The organism is Microvirgula curvata (assembly GCF_054781615.1).
Genome location: NZ_BAAGUB010000015.1, coordinates 131,913 through 149,945 on the forward strand (window position 1 = coordinate 131,913; position 18,033 = coordinate 149,945).

Annotated in this window: 24 protein-coding genes; 20 read left to right on the forward strand and 4 right to left on the reverse strand. The window is 61.9% G+C overall.

Annotated features, from left to right (window positions below):
• Positions 1–125: 125 nt before the first annotated feature.
• The 9 genes from ACYVG8_RS09185 to ACYVG8_RS09225 all read left to right on the forward strand — a co-directional run bounded on the left by ACYVG8_RS09185 (position 126) and on the right by ACYVG8_RS09225 (position 5,089).
• Positions 126–950, forward strand: coding sequence for a Rha family transcriptional regulator (locus ACYVG8_RS09185; protein WP_460745545.1), 825 nt, complete (start codon positions 126–128; stop codon positions 948–950).
• A gap of 56 nt (positions 951–1,006) precedes the next feature.
• Positions 1,007–1,786 carry a hypothetical protein gene (locus ACYVG8_RS09190; RefSeq protein ID WP_460745547.1) on the forward strand — a complete coding sequence of 260 codons (780 nt, stop codon included), beginning with the start codon at positions 1,007–1,009 and terminating at the stop codon, positions 1,784–1,786.
• 9 nt (positions 1,787–1,795) lie between these two features.
• Entirely contained in the window at positions 1,796–2,212 is a 417-nt protein-coding gene (locus ACYVG8_RS09195; RefSeq protein ID WP_460745549.1) for a hypothetical protein, read from the forward strand.
• A gap of 80 nt (positions 2,213–2,292) precedes the next feature.
• Positions 2,293–2,931: a hypothetical protein gene (locus ACYVG8_RS09200; RefSeq protein ID WP_460745551.1), complete on the forward strand. Its 639-nt coding sequence runs from the start codon at positions 2,293–2,295 to the stop codon at positions 2,929–2,931.
• Between the two features lie 15 nt (positions 2,932–2,946).
• Positions 2,947–3,435, forward strand: a complete 489-nt coding sequence (locus tag ACYVG8_RS09205; protein ID WP_460745553.1) for a tail fiber assembly protein — start codon at positions 2,947–2,949, stop codon at positions 3,433–3,435.
• 232 nt (positions 3,436–3,667) lie between these two features.
• Positions 3,668–3,883 (forward strand): hypothetical protein, encoded by a 216-nt coding sequence (locus tag ACYVG8_RS09210; protein ID WP_460745555.1) that lies wholly within the window; start codon positions 3,668–3,670, stop codon positions 3,881–3,883.
• 113 nt (positions 3,884–3,996) lie between these two features.
• Positions 3,997–4,221 (forward strand): holin, encoded by a 225-nt coding sequence (locus tag ACYVG8_RS09215; protein ID WP_112692611.1) that lies wholly within the window; start codon positions 3,997–3,999, stop codon positions 4,219–4,221.
• Entirely contained in the window at positions 4,218–4,691 is a 474-nt protein-coding gene (locus tag ACYVG8_RS09220) for a lysozyme (RefSeq protein ID WP_112692610.1), read from the forward strand. Before ACYVG8_RS09215 ends, ACYVG8_RS09220 begins: the two co-directional genes overlap by 4 nt.
• Complete coding sequence (locus ACYVG8_RS09225; protein WP_460745557.1) at positions 4,676–5,089, forward strand: hypothetical protein; 414 nt, start codon at positions 4,676–4,678, stop codon at positions 5,087–5,089. The genes ACYVG8_RS09220 and ACYVG8_RS09225 overlap by 16 nt, the downstream gene beginning before the upstream one ends.
• 173 nt (positions 5,090–5,262) lie before the next feature.
• Here the strand turns inward: ACYVG8_RS09225 and ACYVG8_RS09230 are convergent, their stop codons facing one another.
• The 3 genes from ACYVG8_RS09230 to ACYVG8_RS09240 form a co-directional block, all read right to left on the reverse strand.
• Positions 5,263–5,526 (reverse strand): hypothetical protein, encoded by a 264-nt coding sequence (locus ACYVG8_RS09230; RefSeq protein WP_107890130.1) that lies wholly within the window; start codon positions 5,524–5,526, stop codon positions 5,263–5,265.
• A gap of 44 nt (positions 5,527–5,570) precedes the next feature.
• Positions 5,571–5,963, reverse strand: a complete 393-nt coding sequence (locus ACYVG8_RS09235; protein ID WP_146745071.1) for a hypothetical protein — start codon at positions 5,961–5,963, stop codon at positions 5,571–5,573.
• A gap of 137 nt (positions 5,964–6,100) precedes the next feature.
• Complete coding sequence (locus ACYVG8_RS09240) at positions 6,101–6,313, reverse strand: hypothetical protein (protein ID WP_107890129.1); 213 nt, start codon at positions 6,311–6,313, stop codon at positions 6,101–6,103.
• Positions 6,314–7,295: 982 nt separating this feature from the next.
• Here ACYVG8_RS09240 and ACYVG8_RS09245 point away from each other — a divergent pair.
• From ACYVG8_RS09245 to mdcH, 10 genes are all read left to right on the forward strand, one after another.
• Positions 7,296–7,943 (forward strand): response regulator, encoded by a 648-nt coding sequence (locus ACYVG8_RS09245; RefSeq protein ID WP_107890076.1) that lies wholly within the window; start codon positions 7,296–7,298, stop codon positions 7,941–7,943.
• Between the two features lie 174 nt (positions 7,944–8,117).
• On the forward strand, positions 8,118–9,050 hold the full coding sequence (locus ACYVG8_RS09250; RefSeq protein ID WP_460745560.1) for a LysR family transcriptional regulator: 933 nt from the start codon (positions 8,118–8,120) through the stop codon (positions 9,048–9,050).
• A gap of 121 nt (positions 9,051–9,171) precedes the next feature.
• Positions 9,172–10,839, forward strand: a complete 1,668-nt coding sequence (gene mdcA, locus ACYVG8_RS09255) for a malonate decarboxylase subunit alpha (RefSeq protein ID WP_028498958.1) — start codon at positions 9,172–9,174, stop codon at positions 10,837–10,839.
• Positions 10,839–11,693 (forward strand): triphosphoribosyl-dephospho-CoA synthase, encoded by an 855-nt coding sequence (locus ACYVG8_RS09260; RefSeq protein WP_199905501.1) that lies wholly within the window; start codon positions 10,839–10,841, stop codon positions 11,691–11,693. The genes mdcA and ACYVG8_RS09260 overlap by 1 nt, the downstream gene beginning before the upstream one ends.
• Positions 11,694–11,708: 15 nt before the next feature.
• Positions 11,709–12,020, forward strand: coding sequence for a malonate decarboxylase subunit delta (locus ACYVG8_RS09265; RefSeq protein ID WP_460745563.1), 312 nt, complete (start codon positions 11,709–11,711; stop codon positions 12,018–12,020).
• Between the two features lie 14 nt (positions 12,021–12,034).
• Complete coding sequence (locus ACYVG8_RS09270) at positions 12,035–12,880, forward strand: biotin-independent malonate decarboxylase subunit beta (protein WP_460745565.1); 846 nt, start codon at positions 12,035–12,037, stop codon at positions 12,878–12,880.
• Positions 12,877–13,701: a biotin-independent malonate decarboxylase subunit gamma gene (mdcE, locus tag ACYVG8_RS09275; RefSeq protein WP_107890074.1), complete on the forward strand. Its 825-nt coding sequence runs from the start codon at positions 12,877–12,879 to the stop codon at positions 13,699–13,701. The genes ACYVG8_RS09270 and mdcE overlap by 4 nt, the downstream gene beginning before the upstream one ends.
• 119 nt (positions 13,702–13,820) lie before the next feature.
• Positions 13,821–14,801 carry an AEC family transporter gene (locus ACYVG8_RS09280; RefSeq protein WP_460745567.1) on the forward strand — a complete coding sequence of 327 codons (981 nt, stop codon included), beginning with the start codon at positions 13,821–13,823 and terminating at the stop codon, positions 14,799–14,801.
• A gap of 44 nt (positions 14,802–14,845) precedes the next feature.
• Entirely contained in the window at positions 14,846–15,487 is a 642-nt protein-coding gene (locus ACYVG8_RS09285; RefSeq protein ID WP_107890073.1) for a malonate decarboxylase holo-ACP synthase, read from the forward strand.
• Complete coding sequence (gene mdcH / locus ACYVG8_RS09290) at positions 15,484–16,410, forward strand: malonate decarboxylase subunit epsilon (protein WP_460745569.1); 927 nt, start codon at positions 15,484–15,486, stop codon at positions 16,408–16,410. Before ACYVG8_RS09285 ends, mdcH begins: the two co-directional genes overlap by 4 nt.
• A gap of 66 nt (positions 16,411–16,476) precedes the next feature.
• Here mdcH and ACYVG8_RS09295 read toward each other — a convergent pair whose 3' ends face one another.
• Positions 16,477–17,136, reverse strand: coding sequence for a TetR/AcrR family transcriptional regulator (locus tag ACYVG8_RS09295; protein ID WP_107890071.1), 660 nt, complete (start codon positions 17,134–17,136; stop codon positions 16,477–16,479).
• A 97-nt stretch (positions 17,137–17,233) separates the two neighbouring features.
• Here ACYVG8_RS09295 and ACYVG8_RS09300 point away from each other — a divergent pair, with 97 nt between their 5' ends.
• Positions 17,234–17,917, forward strand: coding sequence for a DAPG hydrolase family protein (locus ACYVG8_RS09300; protein ID WP_028498967.1), 684 nt, complete (start codon positions 17,234–17,236; stop codon positions 17,915–17,917).
• The last annotated feature ends 116 nt before the right edge of the window (positions 17,918–18,033 follow it).

Below are 18,033 nucleotides of genomic sequence, written 5' to 3' on the forward strand. Positions count from 1 at the left end.
CCATCCCGGTCGATGGGGGCTGCGGGTACCCGTAAGGGCCCGGCGCTTTTCGCCTTTGGCGCTTTGAGCGTAGGACAGCCCCCACCCCTGATTGGGTGGAAAATCCTGAATCAAAGGAGGCCACCATGGCCGCTCAAACCCTCATCGCCCCCAACTTCTACAATCTAGAGCCGAATCATCTGATCTCCATGATCGGAGACGAGTTGCGCACCACCTCCCTGAAGGTGGCAGAAGCATTTGGCAAACTGCACAAAGATGTTCTGCGCAAGATCGGAAACCTCGATTGCTCGCCAGAATTTGCGTCGGCGCATTTTTACGCCAACGTGGAAAATCAGGCAGTTGGCACATCTCGTCGTGACATGAAGTACTACGAGATGACGAAGGACGGGTTCATGTTCCTAGTCATGGGGTTCACCGGCAAGAAGGCCGCACAGATCAAGGAGGCGTACATCAACGCCTTCAACTGGATGGCCGCGCAACTGTTCGGCAGGCCGGTCGCAGCCAAGACCACCACCGACGCCCGCACCCCGCTGCGCGCCGCCGTGAGCATGCTGGTCGGGAAACGGTCTCTGATGTACCCAGACGCCTACGCGCTGGTCCATCAGCGGTTCGGCGTCGAGCATATCGACCAGTTGGCGCCGGAGCAGATCGGTCAGGCTGTCGAGTACGTCCACCGGCTGGTGCTGGAAGGCGAGGTGCTGCCGGCAGAGAAGGTGGCGCCAGTGGGCGCTGGCATGCAAGACATCAGCGGCCTGTGCAACCACATGGCGTGGCTGTCTGCATGGTGGGACCAGTTCGGGCCCGCTATCAGGGAGTTGAGCCCACGGCTGGCAGGCCGTATTCACGACCACTTCAATGATGGAATGGCGTTCGCCAGCAATGTTTCGAGCCGTGCAGGGATAGACCTCCCTGACCGTGGCCGCCTGGAAAATCACTGCTGGCTCAAGTAGAGCCGCACGCAGCACTACACACAGCCCGCCTGTCCTAGCGACAGCGCGGGTTTTTTATGTCCACCGCCCGGCCCTGCGCCGGGCTTTTTCATGGAGGGGTCATGACAGCAAACAATGACTATTTCGATCACCCGAACCGTAATGACCGGCTGGTCGATGGTGATACTGCCCGGGCTCGGGATGTGAACAAGCTGTTCGATGCGGTCAGTTCGGCGTTCACCGCTGTCGAAACGGATCTGAGCAAAACGATCACGCTCCCGGACGGCGCGACGACTGCCAGCATTCCGCCAGCACCAGCAGACCGGGCGCATCAACTGCTGGCGTTTGATTCCAGCGGCAATGTAACTGTGCTGCCGGGCGGAGGCCCGAGCGTCCGGGCGGGAAAGATGCTGATTTATGACCAGAACGGCAACCCGGTGCTGCAGATGGCGATCGACATTGCCACCGTACAGTCGGTGTACAGCGCGGCGGCAGCCGCAGCGGCTTCGCAGGTTTCGGCGTCCGCCAGCCAGGGTGCCGCAGCGGCCAGTGCAAGTCTGGCGCAGGAATGGGCATCCAGCGCAGCCGGGTTTGCTGCAGCTGCAGATTCTGCGCGGCTGCAGGCGGCGGCAGTGGCCGAATCGGTCGCTGACGGGCCGGTGGTGTCGGTCAATGGGCATCACGGCGTCGTGACCCTGAGCGCCGCCGATGTCGGCCTGTCTCGTGTCGACAATACCGCCGATGTGGATAAGCCGATCAGTGACGCCCAGCGTACGGAGCTGGATGCACTGCGCCAGTACGTCGACCAGAACAAAACCACTCTCGCCACCATCCAGGCGGCAGCCCTGTCTTTCTGAGGATTCATCATGGCAAAAACTTTTACTGCCCCATTCGCGCAAACTCCGCGCACCGCTACCGCTGTCGTCACGGCGGCGGCCGGCGCGCTGACGACTGATTCTCCGACCGGCGTTGTCGAGCTGCTGACCGCCGGCGCTGACGGCGCGATCCTGACCAGGCTGACGGCCATGCCGCGTGCGACCGTCACGGCATCGTCGCTGCTGCTGCTTCTGTCGTCTGACGGTGGCGTGACAAAACGGCTGATTGATTCCGAGCTGGTGACTGCACAGACCGTGTCCACAACTTCGGCTATCGCGGAGACGACGTTCGCGAATTACAGCGAGGTCGCGCCGCTGCGGATCGGTGCCGGTGACAAGCTCTATGTTGGGAGCCAGGTCGCGCTGGCCGGTGGGATTGTGTTTAAGGCGGAGTGGACAGACTTCTGATGCCATATCCATACGGGATGAAAGGCAGCATAAGCGGGCTGCAGTATCGTCGAGGTCGCCGACGCGAGCTGATGCCGGCAATGACGACTAATATCACCGGCCCACGCCTCGGTCAGAGGTTGAAGCCAGGCGACAACTTCTTCTTGACTGATACAGGCCTCACAAAATGGGAGGTTCCCGCAGATGGTGTGTACGAGGTTGTGCTGGTCGGCGCTGGCGGATTGGGTGGAGGCCGGTTTTCTGCCGGCAATGGTGCTGGCGGTGGTAGCGGCTACATTTTCGGCATTGAAGTGCGCCTGTATGCAGGCCAGCGCATTGATATTGGCATTGGTGTGATGTCATTTACGTCGGACCCAGGCACTAAAACCATTTTCGGCCGATTTGAAGCTAACGCCGGCGAAAGAGGGGGCAATTCATTGGTTTCTGATGGCGGGCGCGGTGGCAATGGCGGACGCGGCGGCCAAGGTGGCGGCAATTTCTATGGCGGTGATGGGGCGCCGGGAGATGGCGGCCTATCTGACACCACCAACCCGTACTACAGCTATCTATCTGGTGCTGGAGCCACCGGCGGATCTGCCGCTAGAGGCAGCGGAGGGGCTGGTGGTGGCGGGTATCGCAAAGGGAATTTTGGTCGTGGTGGCAATGGAGGAACCGATATTAATTCTGGTGGAATCCCCGCTCTCGATGGCTGCATCGACATAACGTATTTGCGCCCATAAAGGACAAGACAAATCATGATCAAAATCCAATCCGGCATCGCCACGCGCGAGCCGGTCCCGGCATTCCTGATTGGCCTCGCGCCGGAATCGCTGCTCGACCTGTCGTGGACTGATCCGGCGTTGGGCGTGCGCGACTGTGCGTGGTGGCCGGCTGAATATGCCGACACTCCATACGACGACAGCACGCAACGCCTCGGCGCCGAGCAGCTGACTCCAGACCTGGGCCGGCATGTGGTGGTCGTATCCCGTGAGGTCGTGCCGCTGACCGGTGATGAGATTGCGGCAGAGATGGAGGCTCGAAGCACAGCAGAGGCAACGGCCGTCCGTATGCAGCGTGATGCACTAATCGCTACTACCGACTATCTGCTGATGCCGGATTACCCGATTGATGACAAGCGGTTGGCCGATGTGCGTGCCTACCGCCAAGCGCTGCGCGACGTGCCGCTGCAAACTGGGTTCCCGCAGGCCATCGACTGGCCGACGTCACCGATCATCACCGAGTAACGGGCCGCTTGTCAGTTCCACTTGAGCCACGCCGGGTTGCTATCTAAATTCACTGTGACCCCACCGCATGGGCCGGTGTGAGGTCAAGTGGCCCCGGTTTGTAATGCAGATCGGGGCCTCTTCATGTGCCCTCAGCGCGGGCTGACCAGCGGTTGTTGTTTTTAGCGCGCAGGGGCCGGAATGCCTGCCGGCTTATGCCAAGATTAGATCTCCAACCGAGAGGAGGCACGCTATGGGGTTGAAAGAAGGTGATCATGTGTTGCATGCCGAGTCAGGCGCCGAGTTGGTCTTTCTCCGCGAAGCGAAATTTGACGAATTCATCAAACCTGTGCTCTGCGCCTCTCTGGATGTGCGTGGCGCGCGCGTGGTGGTCGAGCAAACTGACCTTGTCGCTCGTCCTCCAAGAGCGTGGGCGAATGTGCCAAGCGTAATACCTATTTCGGAGTAATTATTTCTCAAGCACATAACCCGCCTTGAGCGGATTATTTCTTCAGGCCCGCACAAAGCGGGCCTTTTTGTTTGCCCGCCGCGTGCGGGCTTTTTCACGTCCGAGGGGACTGTATGAGAGACAACGCACTGGAGGTGACAACCTCGACGGTCGCCAGCAAGGTGACCTATGGCGGTGCTGGCGGAACGATGCTCGGCTGGCTGCTGAGCAGTGAGGGCGTGGCGCTTATTGGCCTGCTGGTTGCTGTTGGCGGCCTTGCCGTCAACTGGTACTACAAGATGCGGCAGGACCAGCGCGATCAGGCTGAGCATGCTGCGCGTATGCGGGAGCTGGAATGATGCCACCAGCCCTGAAAACCCGCATTGCGGCTGCCGTCGCCGGCGGCGCGCTGGCGATTGCCGTGCCGCTGACCGGCTATTTCGAGGGCCTGCGCCCCATGGCCTATCTCGATCCGGTCGGCATCCCGACGATCTGCTACGGCAGCACGGCCGGTGTGCGAATCGGTCAGCGCCGGTCGCAGGCCGAATGCGACCGGCTGCTGGCCGGCGAGCTGGGTCAGGCGCTGGCCGTGGTCGACCGCAGTGCGCGGGTACCGATGCCGGATACCCGCCGGGCGGCGCTGGCGTCGTTCGTCTACAACGTCGGGCCGGGCGCATACCAGCGTTCGACCCTGCTGCGCCGGCTGAACGGCGGTGACACTGTCGGCGGCTGCAACGAGCTGCTGCGCTGGAATCGTGCCGGCGGCCAGGTGCTGCCCGGCCTGACTGCACGCCGTGAGGCGGAGAGGGAACTATGTCTGATGCACTGATCCGATGGATTGCCGGCGCGCTGGCTGTCCTTGCGCTGCTGGCCGGCGTCTGGTGGCACGGCTGGCACACCCGCGACCTGCAGGCCGAGCGCGCCGTTCAGGACAGGGCGCTGGCCGACGCCCGTCAGGCCCTGGCCGACTTCCGCACCGAGTCCAACCGCCTGAACACCATCGCCGGCGACATCCAGCAACGCGTCGACCAGATCAACACCAACGCCACCCGGCACACCACGGAGTACCGTACCTATGCGATGCAGAATCCCTTGCCTGCCGATTGCCGTTTTGATGCTGAGCGCCTGCGCCGCAACCAGTCCGCCATCGATGATGCCAATACAGCCATCGCTGCCAGCCAATCTGGCGGCGCCAGCACCACAGATCGAACGCCCGACCAGCGATAACCCGGATGATCTGGTCGAGCGCTATCTGGTTCTGGTGCGACAGTATGTGGTCTGTGTCGTGGAGCGGGCAGGGCTGCAACAAGCCGTCACACCATAATGCTGATGCCCTCTCTATGCAGACCCGCCGGACCGTTCAGAAGGGGGGGCAGCACCCAGTTTCTGGCTTTGCGAGTTCACCAGATTGGGCTATCTTCGGGCGGCAGGGAGCGCTGATCCTGCAGCAACTTATTAATGCGATCATGCAAGCCTTGCCGGTACAAGGTTCCACCGATGTGCACCAGAGTAGCAAGGTCATTATCTGACAGGCGCTCCGCTGTTACATCAATCCAACTTGCCAGGACTGCAATGGCGTCCTCAATGGCAGATTCGTCCTCCGCCATATCCAGCAGCTCTGCCTGAGCCTCAAATTGCTCGATGATGGGATGCCGGTCATTCATGTTTGTTTCTCCAAGTCCATCGGGGGAGAAGCTGCGCGGCTCCTTCAGCTCTTACGACCGATAGCGGCCAAGGCCAATCGGATTCCCTCGCTGGCGTTGCCACCACCTAGCGCCACCGCATGCTGATGGCTGGGGACATCCAGATAGACGGATATGCGCTTCCCGCCCTCTAGCACCCTCGGGTGCCCCGTCTTAGGCCACTTGATTTCATCCAGACGGCCGCGCCAGTAGTGCTCTTGCCCCGGTCGATGATGAAAGCGGTGGTGAGCGAGCTGGGTTCGGTTGCAGTTCAAGACAGCAGAGAACGGTTTGCCATCGAAGTCAGTACGCTCTATGAGCGCCGCAAATGCTTGGGCTGCGGCAGATGCATCTTTTGTGATGGTGACTGAGCTCGGGACGACTTGTTGGTCCGGATTACGCAAAAAGACACGGTACATGGTGGCCGCTTCCCCTTTGTTGGCGCCATTGGTCCCGCCGGCCAGTGTTCTTGAGGCGGTGCCGCATAGAGAAAGATTAGCTACTGGGAGACGCTGACGCGAGCGACAAAAGGTGTTGTCTGCTGAGCGGTACGAGATCACGTGAGACGCCGACGTCGGCTTTCGCGATACAGCGTTCCACCGATGCAGATCAGGGCCGCAATGTCGTGCTGCTGCAGACGAGGTTCCGCCATCTCAATCCAGCCTGCGAGCATAGCAATGGCATCTTCGAGGTTGGATGAGTCTTCAGCAAAGTCCAGCATCTTGGCTTGAACTTCGAATTGGGAAAGTACAGGGGGGTAATTTTCCATGGAAACCTCTGATCAGGGCTATCAGAAGCACATTAGCCCGGGCGAGCGCTCATTGCGAGCGATGGGCGTAGAGGGTCGCGGCACACTGTGCCGGATTTGTGCCGCAGCGGGTGCAGGCGTAGTGCAGGTGGTTGCAGTCTCGTGCAGGAATGGCACAATCCGAGCGCGATTTTGCTATTGAAATCAGGCGGCTACGTGCGCCGCTTAGGACTTGTAATCAGTAGGTCACCAGTTCGATTCCGGTAGTCGGCACCAGAAATGTTAGTTGTATCAATGGGTTAAACGTTGACGCGTTTAACCCATTTTCATTTTGGGATCGACTGTAGGTGATTTTGTACCTTCGAGCCTCCCCACATACTCGGCCAGGTGGGCCCTTGACAGGTGCGCGTAGCGCCTCACCATGCCCGGAGAAACGGCTACCGGCATGCTGGCCGTAATTTGCCTTGATGTGATTGATCGCCCGGCGGGCCATGGCTTCGAGTGCTGACCTGCCCCGGCGCGGCGCGGTCGTAGTGAGTGGGAGGGCTTGATATGACCCGCCAAAGTTCAACTGAAGTTGGCGGTTACCCATGTAATGATCTCCATGTGTTTAGCCGGCGGCCAGCTGCATGCAGGGAGCGTGCCCGGTGTCAGCGGGGTGTCGAAAACGACGAGCCCGCCATCAGAGGCGGATTCGGGGTGGAATGCTGGGAATCTGTTGTGATAGAGTGACTATGCCAATGTCAATCAAGTGTCGGTGATGGCTGCTGTCGGCCAGAAAATGCCTGAGCACATCTTTGAAAAAACAAAGTAGCTTTTCTTTGTAGTGGAAAAAAGTTTCGAGCCAATTCCGCCAAGGGCATCCAAAACAGTAGAAATGCTTCATAAGTACAGTTTTGGATATGTTCACTACACCAAATAAATGCTTGACAATTCGTTTCAGTAAATTGTATGGGTTTTTCCGTTCGCTGACATCAAATGCTAGCTATCTCTCAGGTGCCCCATGGAATCATTTGCCAAATTAATTTCATCCCTAGCCTCGCTAGCTTGGCCCATATTTTTTTCGATATTGAGCTTTATATTTTATGAGCCGCTGAAGAAAATCATTGAATCCGCCAGAGGAAGAAGGTTCACCATTAAAGTTGCTGGACATGAACTGACGATGGAAGAGGTCTCGGAGCAGCAGCGCATTATATTGAGTGACCTACAACAAAAAGTTGCCGAAATTGAAAAAAAAATCGATGCCGCAGCCAAATTGACAGAGCCCTCAATAAAATTTTCATCGCCTACGGGGGGGAGAATATTGTGGGTTGATGATCAGCCCAGAAACAATAGCCTCTTAGTAGCAACACTTGAACAGCGAGGAGCCATGATTGACACCGCGCAGTCGACTTCGGAGGGTGTTGATAAATTTAAGTCAAAACAATACGATATTGTTATCTCCGACATGGGGCGCCCAGAGAGTGACAAAGCTGGAATTGACTTGGCTATGAAAATTAGAAATTTAAACCCCACTGTGCCATTCTTCATATATTGCGGCAGTTGGGCTGCTAGAAATCTGAAAAAAGAAGCGCTTGATGCAGGAGTAACTACAATTACTGCCTCAGGCACGACCTTATTAGGATCCCTTCCTCTTGCAAACGGCGGCTGACCTCCTCCCGAAAAACCGCCAGACAACCCATGGCCTGCAACAGCAGAAACATCAAGATGACGTCATCCTCACTTAACCTCCGTCACAAGCGGGCGGAGTAAACATTGACGTGGCATCGGCATGGCACCGAACATTCGGCCGTTCACTTTCACCCCAGCGCGAGGCGGTTTCCAGATGAAGGAACGGATTGACGAGAAAATTACCTTCCGCAAGCTGGAGGTGCTGCTGGCCTTCATGCAGACCGGTAATCTGGCCAGAATCGCGGAGCAGATGGAGACGACGGCTGTCAGCATCCATCGTGCGCTGCACTCGCTGGAAGAAGGGCTCGGGTGTCCGCTGTTTCGCAACGAAGGGCGCAATCTGGTGCCCACGCAGGCGGCCAGGGTGCTGGCGCAGGTGGCCGGCGAGGTCATCGAGCATATGGAGCGCGGGATGGAGATGACGCGGCAGGAAGCCGGACTGTCCTCCTCGCTGCTGCGTATCGGTTCCCTGTATTCGCTGACGTCCCAGGTGATGCCGCAGGTGCTGATGGATCTCAAATTACGCCGCCCGGCGCTGCAGGTGGAGCTGGTGCTCGGCTCCAACGATAGCCTGAGGGCCAAATTGCTGGCCGGCCAGATCGACGCTGCCATCATGGGCTTCGAGGAAGGTGACGGGAAATTCGAGTGCGTGCCGCTGTTCGATGATGAAGTGTTTTTCGCCGTGCCGGGCCATTCGGCGTTCGCCGATGCCGAAGCCATTGATCTGCAGGCTTTTTCCGACGTCGATTATGTTTCGCTGTCCGATGGCTTTGTCACTTACCGGCGGTTTCAGGACGCGTTCAATGTGGCCGGTTTTTCCCCGAAGGTGGTGGCGCGTGTCGGTGATATCTACTCGCTGATGAACCTGGTGGCGGGAGGGGTCGGCTATACCCTGTTGCCAGGGCGGGTGCGCGGGGTGTTTGGTGACCGGGTGAAACTGGTGCCGCTCGCACCGCGCTACCGCATGCGGCAAGAGATCGGTCTGGTCTACCTGCATGCGCGCGAGCGCGATGCCAATCTGCTGTCGCTGGCCGCCGCATGCCGGATGACGGCCAATCAGCTTTATCCGCAAGCCCATGCCGAGTGACAGGCGAGGTCGGGCCATCTGAGTCCATTACGCCAAGCTTAACGAAATCACGTTGAGCTTAATTGAAGCTCCAAATATGCGGGATTAATGTGCGTCCACATCAATCCCGCATGGAGCAGACATGGACACTACCCAGGCGTCTAGCCAGGCACCGGTATGGAATGGGCGGCGTAATGAGAAAAAACGCCGGCTCGAAGCCCTCGGCAAACTGGCAAATGGTCGGGTCATTCCGACCAACCGGATCGTTGAAGCGCTGGAAATCCTGATTGCGCCGGGGGACCGCGTGGTCCTGGAAGGCAACAATCAGAAGCAGGCCGATTTCCTGTCGCGTGCACTGGCCAGGGTCAACCCGGGCAAGCTGCATGATCTGCACATGATCATGCCGAGCGTCGGACGCCCGGAGCACCTCGACCTGTTCGAGCGCGGTATCGCCCGCAAGCTCGACTTCTCGTTCTCCGGCCCGCAAAGCCTGCGCATCAGCCAGCTGCTTGAGGACGATCTGCTCGAAATCGGTGCCATTCACACCTACATCGAACTGTATGCGCGCCTGTTCGTCGACCTGATCCCGAACGTGGCCCTGGTCGCCGCCTACAAGGCCGACCGTCACGGCAATCTGTATACCGGGCCCAGCACCGAAGACACGCCGCCCATTGTCGAAGCCGCCGCGTTCAAGGACGGTATCGTCATTGCCCAGGTCAATGAGCTGGTCGAGGACGAGAGCGAACTGCCGCGCGTCGACATCCCGGGTTCGTGGGTGGATTTTGTCGTGGTTGCCGACCAGCCGTTCTTTATCGAACCGCTGTTCACCCGTGATCCGCGGCTGATCAAGCCCGTGCACGTGCTGATGGCCATGATGGCGATCCGCGGCATTTACGAGCGTCACCAGGTGCAGTCACTGAACCATGGCCTGGGCTTCAATACCGCCGCCATCGAACTGCTGCTGCCGACCTACGGTGAAAAGCTCGGTCTGAAGGGCAAGATCTGCAAGCACTGGACCCTGAACCCGCACCCGACGCTGATCCCGGCGATCGAATCGGGCTGGGTCGAGAGCGTGCACTGCTTCGGCGGCGAACTCGGCATGGAAGAGTACATCCGCGCGCGTCCCGACGTGTTCTTCACCGGCGCGGACGGTTCGCTGCGCTCCAACCGCGCCTATTGCCAGATGGCCGGCCAGTACGCGGTGGACATGTTTATCGGCTCCACACTGCAGATGGATGCCGACGGGCATTCCTCGACCGTGACCCGTGGCCGGATCGCCGGTTTCGGGGGCGCGCCGAACATGGGGCATGACCCGCGTGGCCGCCGCCATGCGACCCCGGCCTGGCTCGACCTGCTGCAGACCGACAACCCGCTGGAACGCGGCAAGAAGCTGGTCGTGCAGATGGTGGAAACCTACCAGCCCGGCGACAAGCCTACCTTTGTCGAAAGCCTCGATGCCATCGATGTGGCCAAGGCGGCCAGCATGCCGCTGGCACCGGTCATGGTCTACGGCGACGACGTGACCCACGTGCTGACCGAAGAAGGTATTGCCTATCTGTACAAGGCCCGCTCGCTGGAAGAACGACGCGAAATGATCGCGGCAGTGGCCGGTGTCACGCCAATCGGCATGCGCCATGACCCGAAAAAGACCTCCGAGATGCGCCGTCAGGGCCTGATTGCCCTGCCGGAGGATCTTGGCGTCGACCGGGCCGAAGCCACGCGCTCGCAACTGGCGGCCAAGAGCATCGCCGAGCTGGTCGAATGGTCCGACGGACTTTACAACCCGCCGGCCCGTTTCCGGAGCTGGTAATGAACGGATTCGTCCTGAATCGCTCGGTGCCGCTGGCGCTGCGCATCGCTGACCTGGCTGTCCGTGCCCTGGTCGACGAGGCTGAACTGACGCCGAAGCCGGGTCTGGTGGACCGGCGCGGCAGCGGCGCTCACCGTGATCTGACGCTGGATCTGATGCGGCGCTCGGCCCATGCCCTGCATGACGGCTTTGCCCGGATGGGCGAGGCAGCGGCCCATGCCGAAGCCGATCTGGCGCTGCGCGAAGCGGTGGGCCGGATCGGTCGTGAGGCCGAGGCCGACATGATGCGCGTCACCGGCGGGGTGAACACCCACCGCGGTGCCATCTGGGCGCTGGGGCTGCTGAGCGCGGCTGCCGCCATGCAGCCGGCGGATCTGACGGCGGCGAATGTCGCCCGGCGGGCGGCCTCGCTGGCCTGCCTGGCGGACCGCTTCAGTCAGCCGCAGGCCAGCAACGGCGAGCGCATGCGCACGCGGTATGGCGTGCCGGGCGCGCGCGGCGAGGCGCAGCAGGCCTTTCCGCATGTGATCGACATCGGTCTGCCGGCATTGCGCGCCAGTCGCGCCGCCGGCCAGCCGGAAGACGTCGCCCGCCTCGATGCGCTGATTGCGATTCTTGCCCGCCTGCATGACACCTGCGTGCTGTCGCGCGGTGGCGAGGCGGCGCTGCGGGACGCTCAGTCGCTGGCGCGCGACATCCTGCGCGCTGGCGGTACAGGCAGCCTGCAAGGACGACATCTGTTGTACCGCCTTGAACTGAACATGCTGGCTCACAACGCATCGCCCGGCGGGGCGGCGGACCTTCTGGCCGCCACGCTGTTTCTCGATGCGCTGGAGCGGCAAGTCACTATGTAAACGAGGGAGTCCTGAATGGAAACCATCAGATTTGAATACCCGGCCCAACAGCCGGTGGCCGGTCGCGTGCAGGTCGGCGTGGTCGGGAGTGGCGATCTCGAGGTCCTGATCGAGCCGGGTCACGCCGGCCGGACCACGATTGTCGTCAACACCTCGGTGGATGGTGCCGCCAGCCGCTGGCAGGCCCTGTTCGACCGGATGTTCGCCGAGCGGTCCGGGGAGGCCGCCATGCAGGTCGAAATCAATGACTTCGGCGCCACGCCGGGCGTCGTGCGCATGCGCCTGGAGCAGGGCATGGAACTCGTCGCCCGTGCGGCCGGAAAGTGAGGATCACGATGGACATGAGCAAAAACCGGCTGTCGGACAGCTTTATTGAACTGAGCGCCCGCGAACGGGCGCGGGCGCTGCTGGATACGGGCAGCATGCGCGAGTTGCTGGACCCGTTCGATCGTGTGACCTCGCCGTGGCTGGCCTCGCAGGGCATCGTGACCCAGGCCGATGACGGCCTGGTGGTGGCGCGCGGGACAATCAATGGCCAGAGCGCCGTCGTGCTCGGCATCGAAGGCAGCTTCCAGGGCGGCAGCATGGGCGAAGTCTCCGGCGCGAAGATGGCCGGCGCACTCGAACTGGCTGCGGAAGACAATCGCAACGGTATCCCGACCCTGGCCGTGCTGCTGCTGGAAACCGGCGGCGTGCGGCTGCAGGAAGCCAATCTGGGGCTGGCGGCGATTGCCGAAATCCATGCCGCCATTGCCGATCTGCGTCGCTATCAGCCGGTGATCGGCGTGATTGCCGGTACCGTCGGCTGCTTTGGTGGCATGTCGGTGGCTGCCGCGCTGTGCAGCTATGTGGTGGTGACGCGCGAGGCGCGCTATGGGCTGAACGGTCCGCAGGTGATCGAGCAGGAAGCGGGCATTGCCGAATACGACTCGCGGGACAAGCCGTTCATCTGGAGCCTGTCCGGCGGCGAGCAGCGCCATGCCACCGGTCTGGCCGACCGTTACGTGGCGGACGATGTGGCACGCATGGCCGATACCGTGCGTGAACTGGCGGCGGCCGGTGTGCCGGCCCTGCCGCGTGACCAGCGTATCGACGAATTCCTGGCCCTGCTGGACCGTATCGATGTCGATACGCAGCCGGACAGCGCCCGGGTACGTGAAATCTTTGGCAAAGGAGTCAAGGCATGAGCGAACAGCATACGAACACCGCCGCGTCGCAACGCGGGCGGGTCTGGTTTGAGGCGCTCGTCGCCGGCGGTTCGCCGGTCGCCGGGCTGCCGGACTCGGTACAGGCCGCCGATATCGAACTGGCTGGCCGCGCCGCTCGCGTCATTGCCGTGCTGCCGGATCCGGCAAACCGTTTCCCGCGCGCCAGAAACGGCGAAGTGGGGCTGCTGGAAGGCTGGAACGTCGCCCGGGCCGTCAGCGAGGCGGTCAAGGCCGATGCCGACCGTGAGGACAAGCGGACGCTGATCGCGGTCGTCGACGTGCGCAGCCAGGCCTATGGCCGCCGCGAAGAGGCGTTCGGCATTCACCTGGCGCTGGCTGCTGCCGGCGCTGCGTATGCGAATGCCCGCCAGCAAGGCCACCCGGTAGTGGCGCTGATCGTGGGCAAGGCCATGTCGGGCGGTTTCCTCGCCCATGGCTATCAGGCCAACCGCCTGATCGCCCTCAACGACCCGAAGGTGCTGGTGCATGCCATGTACCAGGCCGCCGCCGCGCGCATCACGCTGCGTACGGTCGAGGAACTGGAAAAGCTGGCTGCCACGGTGGCGCCGATGGCCTACGACATCGGCAACTACGCGAAGCTCGGCCTGCTGTGGAAGCTGCTGGACGTGGAGCAGGCCGATGCACCGACTGCCGACGACCTGTCGCAGGTCCGGCAGACGCTGACCGCTGCCGTTGCCGACATCCTGAGCTCGCCGCGCGACCTGTCCTGCCGTCTTGGCGCCGAGACCCGGGCCGCTTCGGCCCGGGTGCGTCAGCTGTTGCGTGCGCAATGGGCCTGATGCCTCTTTAAACTTCCCTCCGCTTCCCGTACTGCCTGCAACGGCACGGCGCTTCACGCCGTGCTGCGGGGACCCGCATGCGTGCGGGAAGCCAATAACCCCTCTATCTGGAGACAGCCATGGGCTATTTCATTCTCAAGGCGCTTGCACCGATTTTCGTCATCCTTGCGCTCGGCTACTGGGCCGGCAAGGCCAAGCTGGTCGACAACGCCAATGTGGCGATCCTGAACATCTTCCTGATGGACTTCGCCCTGCCTGGCGGTCTGTTCCTGGCCACGGTGCAAACGCCGTGGGCCGGCATCGTCAAGCAGGTGCCGCTGGTCGCGGTACTGACGCTGTCGATGTGGGTGGTGTACGCCATTGTGTATTTCGTGTCTGCAAAAGTGTGCCGCAAGCCGCTTGGCGATACGGCGGTGCTGTCGCTGACCGTGGCCTTGCCGAACTATGCGGCCCTGGGCCTGCCCATTCTCAACGGTGTGCTGGGGGAAAGCGCGACGACGTCGCTGAATGTGGCCATCGCCATTGCCTGCGGCTCCGTGCTGATGACGCCGATCTGCCTGATGATGCTGGAAGCGGCCAAGGCCCAGGCCAGTGGTGCGCCGCGTCTGCCGATGACCAGCGCCCTGCCGCGCCTGATGTGGGCCTCGATGAAAAAGCCGCTGGTGTTCGGTCCGATCCTTGGCGTGATCGGTTCGGCACTGCTGGGTGCGGCTGACCTGAAGGCACCGGAGCTGCTGCTGGTGGCATTCAAGCCGCTTGGCGCCGCCTCGCTGGCCGCCGCGCTGTTCCTGACCGGGGTGATCCTGTCGGCCCGCAAGCTCAAGATCAATGGTGTGGTGGTTTTCAGCGCGGTGCTGAAGAACCTTGTGCAGCCGTTCATCGCCTGGGGGATCGCCCTCGCGTTCGGCCTGGATCCGGTCATCGTCGTGGCGGGTGTGCTGCTGGTCGCCCTGTCTGCCGGCTTCTTTGGTGTGGTGTTCGGCAACCGCTATGGCATCCAGTCGCCCGATGGAGAAGGGGCACTGCTGGTCAGTACCGCCGCATTCATTGTGACGATTCCGCTGTTCATCGTGCTGACGGCACCGCTGCTGCAGCCGTAATGCCTGAACAGGGCCGGGGGCTTTTTATCGGACAGGAGGTGCAGATGCCCGAAGCGTATCTGGTGCATGAACTGGTGTGGCTGCAGGCCGATATCGCCACGCGCCTGCCCGGGTGGTTTGCCGGCCTCCCGGCCTGGGCGCAGGGCAGGGTGCATGCGGCGCATCCGCTGGTGGTACGCCGTGCCGAGGTGGCACCGGGATGGGTGGCCGTCGGTTTGCGCGGGCACTCGCGTGCCGAACGCCACGGCACTGCCGTCCCGCAGGCCGCCATCGTCCGCCGCGTGCGGCCCACGGCACTGCGAATGCATGCATCGCGGGCCGGGCGCGGCACCCTGCCGGCGTTGCAGGCGTGGGATGCGCTGCGCGATCGCCTGTCGCTGTCCTTCAACTGGGGGCCGGCCGGCAGTGTGGCCTACGAACTGGCCACGGGCGCGGATACCGTCAGCGTCGGCAGCGATCTCGACATGGTGCTGTACGCGCCTGAACCCCTGACCCGCGAAGCCGCGTGGCAACTGCTGGCGGCATTCGAGCTGCCGGCCTGCCATTGCGATGTGCAGCTCATCCTGCCGGATGATCGTGGGCTGGCACTGCGCGAATGGGCGCGGGGTGACGCGCACGTACTGGTGAAAACGCGGCGTGGACCGCAATTGACCGATCAACCCTGGACGATGGAGACCCCGTCATGACAACCCTGCTGACTTTCCCGGGCCAGGGCGCCCAGCGCCCCGGCATGCTGCATGCCCTGCCTGCCCACCCCGAGGTGACCCGGACACTGGAAGAGGCCTGTGACGGTCTGGGACAGGGGCTGTCCGAACTGGATTCCGCCGATGCGCTGCGTTCGACACAGGCAGTGCAATTGTCACTGTTGATCGCCGGCGTGGCCTCGGCGCGCCTGCTGGCCGACGCGGGCTGCGAGCCCGACATGGTGCTGGGCCTGTCCATCGGCGCCTATCCGGCGGCCGTCGCGGCCGGTAGCCTGACCTTTGCCGATGCGCTGCAACTGGTGCGCCTGCGCGGCGCACTGATGCAGCAGGCGTATCCGTCCGGCTACGGAATGAGTGCCGTGATCGGTCTGTCGCTGGCCCAGGTGGAACGGCTGGTGGCCGGGCAGTTCCGTGAGGAGGAACCGGTCTACGTGGCCAATATCAATTCGGCCGAGCAGATTGTCGTGGCCGGGCATGAGAACGGGCTCGCCCGTCTTGCCGAAGCGGCCGTGCGCGACTTTCATGCGCGCAAGGTGCATCGTATTGCCATCAGCGTGCCCTCGCACTGCATGCTGTTGTCCGGGGCGGCCAGTCAGATGCGGGCGGCGTTCGATCGTGTCACCGTCTCGCCGCCGCGCTGCACGTATGTCAGCGCCAGCAGTGCGCGGGCGCTCTTCCAGGCCGACGCGATCCGGGACGACCTGGCATTCAACATGGCGCGTCAGGTGCACTGGCACGATGCTGCCACCCATGCCCGCGAACGCGGTGCCCGTCTGGCGATCGAAGCCCTGCCGGGCGCCACGCTGACCTCGCTGTGCCGGCCGGTATTTGCCGATGGCGGCGAGGCCGTCTCGCTGTGCCAGGCGCCGCTGGCCACTGTGCTGGCCCTGCATTCGCGGCTGTAGTTGTGCAGGCCGAACGATGAGCTTCGCCTCGATAACGGGTCTGCCGGAGAGGCGTTCGATGGCCGTTCATCCGGCCAGGGATGGACTGTCAGGCCGAACGATCAGAAGCGACAGCACGTCCATGCAGGCATCGAGATGCGCCGCGACTGATCCTTCCGGCAGGGGGTGCTTCATGCCAAGCGCCATTTGGCGCAACGGTTCGGCCACTGCCATTGCCAGAATGGCTTTGGCCAGCACGGCCGGTTCCGGGGCATGCAAAAGCCCCTTGCGGGACTGTTTTTCGAGCCAACCGGAAAGCAGCATCTGCCCACGTTCAATCCCATTGCGCTGGTAACTGTCCAGGAGTTCCTGCTTGCCGGGAAACTCAGTCGTCAGCAGGCGGAAGACGCGAACAGCGGTTTCGGACAGTACCTGCGTGCAGATGTTTTCCAGAATCGTTCGCAGTGCTTGCGCAACGTCACCCGTGTCCTGCGGATCCATCTGCATGGACGGCGCATAGCCATCCGTCCACTGGCGAACCGCCAGACCAATCAGTTCCTGTCGATTCTCGGCATGGCGATAGGCGGTTTTCTTGGCCACGCCAGCGCGCCTGGCTATCGCCTCCATCGTGGCGGCTTCATAACCGCTTTCCAGCAACACGTCCATGGCACTTTGCAGCAGCGCCCGTCTTACGTCTTCTTCTGGTCGTGGCGGCCGTCCGCGCAGTCCTTTTTCCGGTTGGGGCATGGGGGTTTCCTCGGCATTGGGCAATGGCGACCATGATATAGGAAACGTTGTTCGTTTCCTATATCATGGTCGCTCCGCCAATCGCGAAAGGAAGCTGATGATGTCCCAACTCGCCAAACCGTGGCTTGACCACAGTCCTCTCCTTGATCCCGCCCCCATGACGCTGGAGATGGGGGTGCAACGTCTTGAAAATCGCAGTCTGCTGGTGGCTGTGCGCACCGATCTCCATGGCTGCAAGGGAAGGATGCTCGACTGGTGGTTCACGTTTTTCGAAACTACCCAGCACATCAAGTGGTGGCATCCGGCAGATCACGTCGAACATTCGGGATGGGACGCAAACTGGGAGAAGGGCAAGCGCTACCATGGCGCCAGCATCTCCGCTGTCGAATCCCTGGGAGAAATTCCTCCGGTGACCGCCAGGCTCAAATTCCATGATCCTCGCGATGTGTTTGCGCCCTCAATGGTGGACGACGCCTTCGCCAGCCACCGGGTATCGGCCATTGTTGCGGCCCGGATCGGTTTTGGAGACGGGGTGAAGCTGGATGAGAATGGCGATCCCGTGAGCGGACAAATGCTGCACGTCGCCAGGGACACCCCTTTTGGCTGCGTGCTTCGCAGCCGCTTCGTCCTGGGACTGGATGACGAACATGCCCCGAGTGAAGCCATGGGGCTGGCGCTGATGCGGCATTGCTACACGGAGTTCACCTTTCTCTCCCGCTTTTTGCCATCGCTTTATTTTGGTGAAAAGGCCAATGGTGAAGAGGTCCCGCTTCCATGGTGAAGTTCGGTTTTCACACTGGACAGATCTCCCGGACGGCAGGGCACCGTATCGCACCTGGCTGACTGCCCCGGTACCATGGACACTTCCGGCCAATAATCCTGGCACAGGAGGCGGTC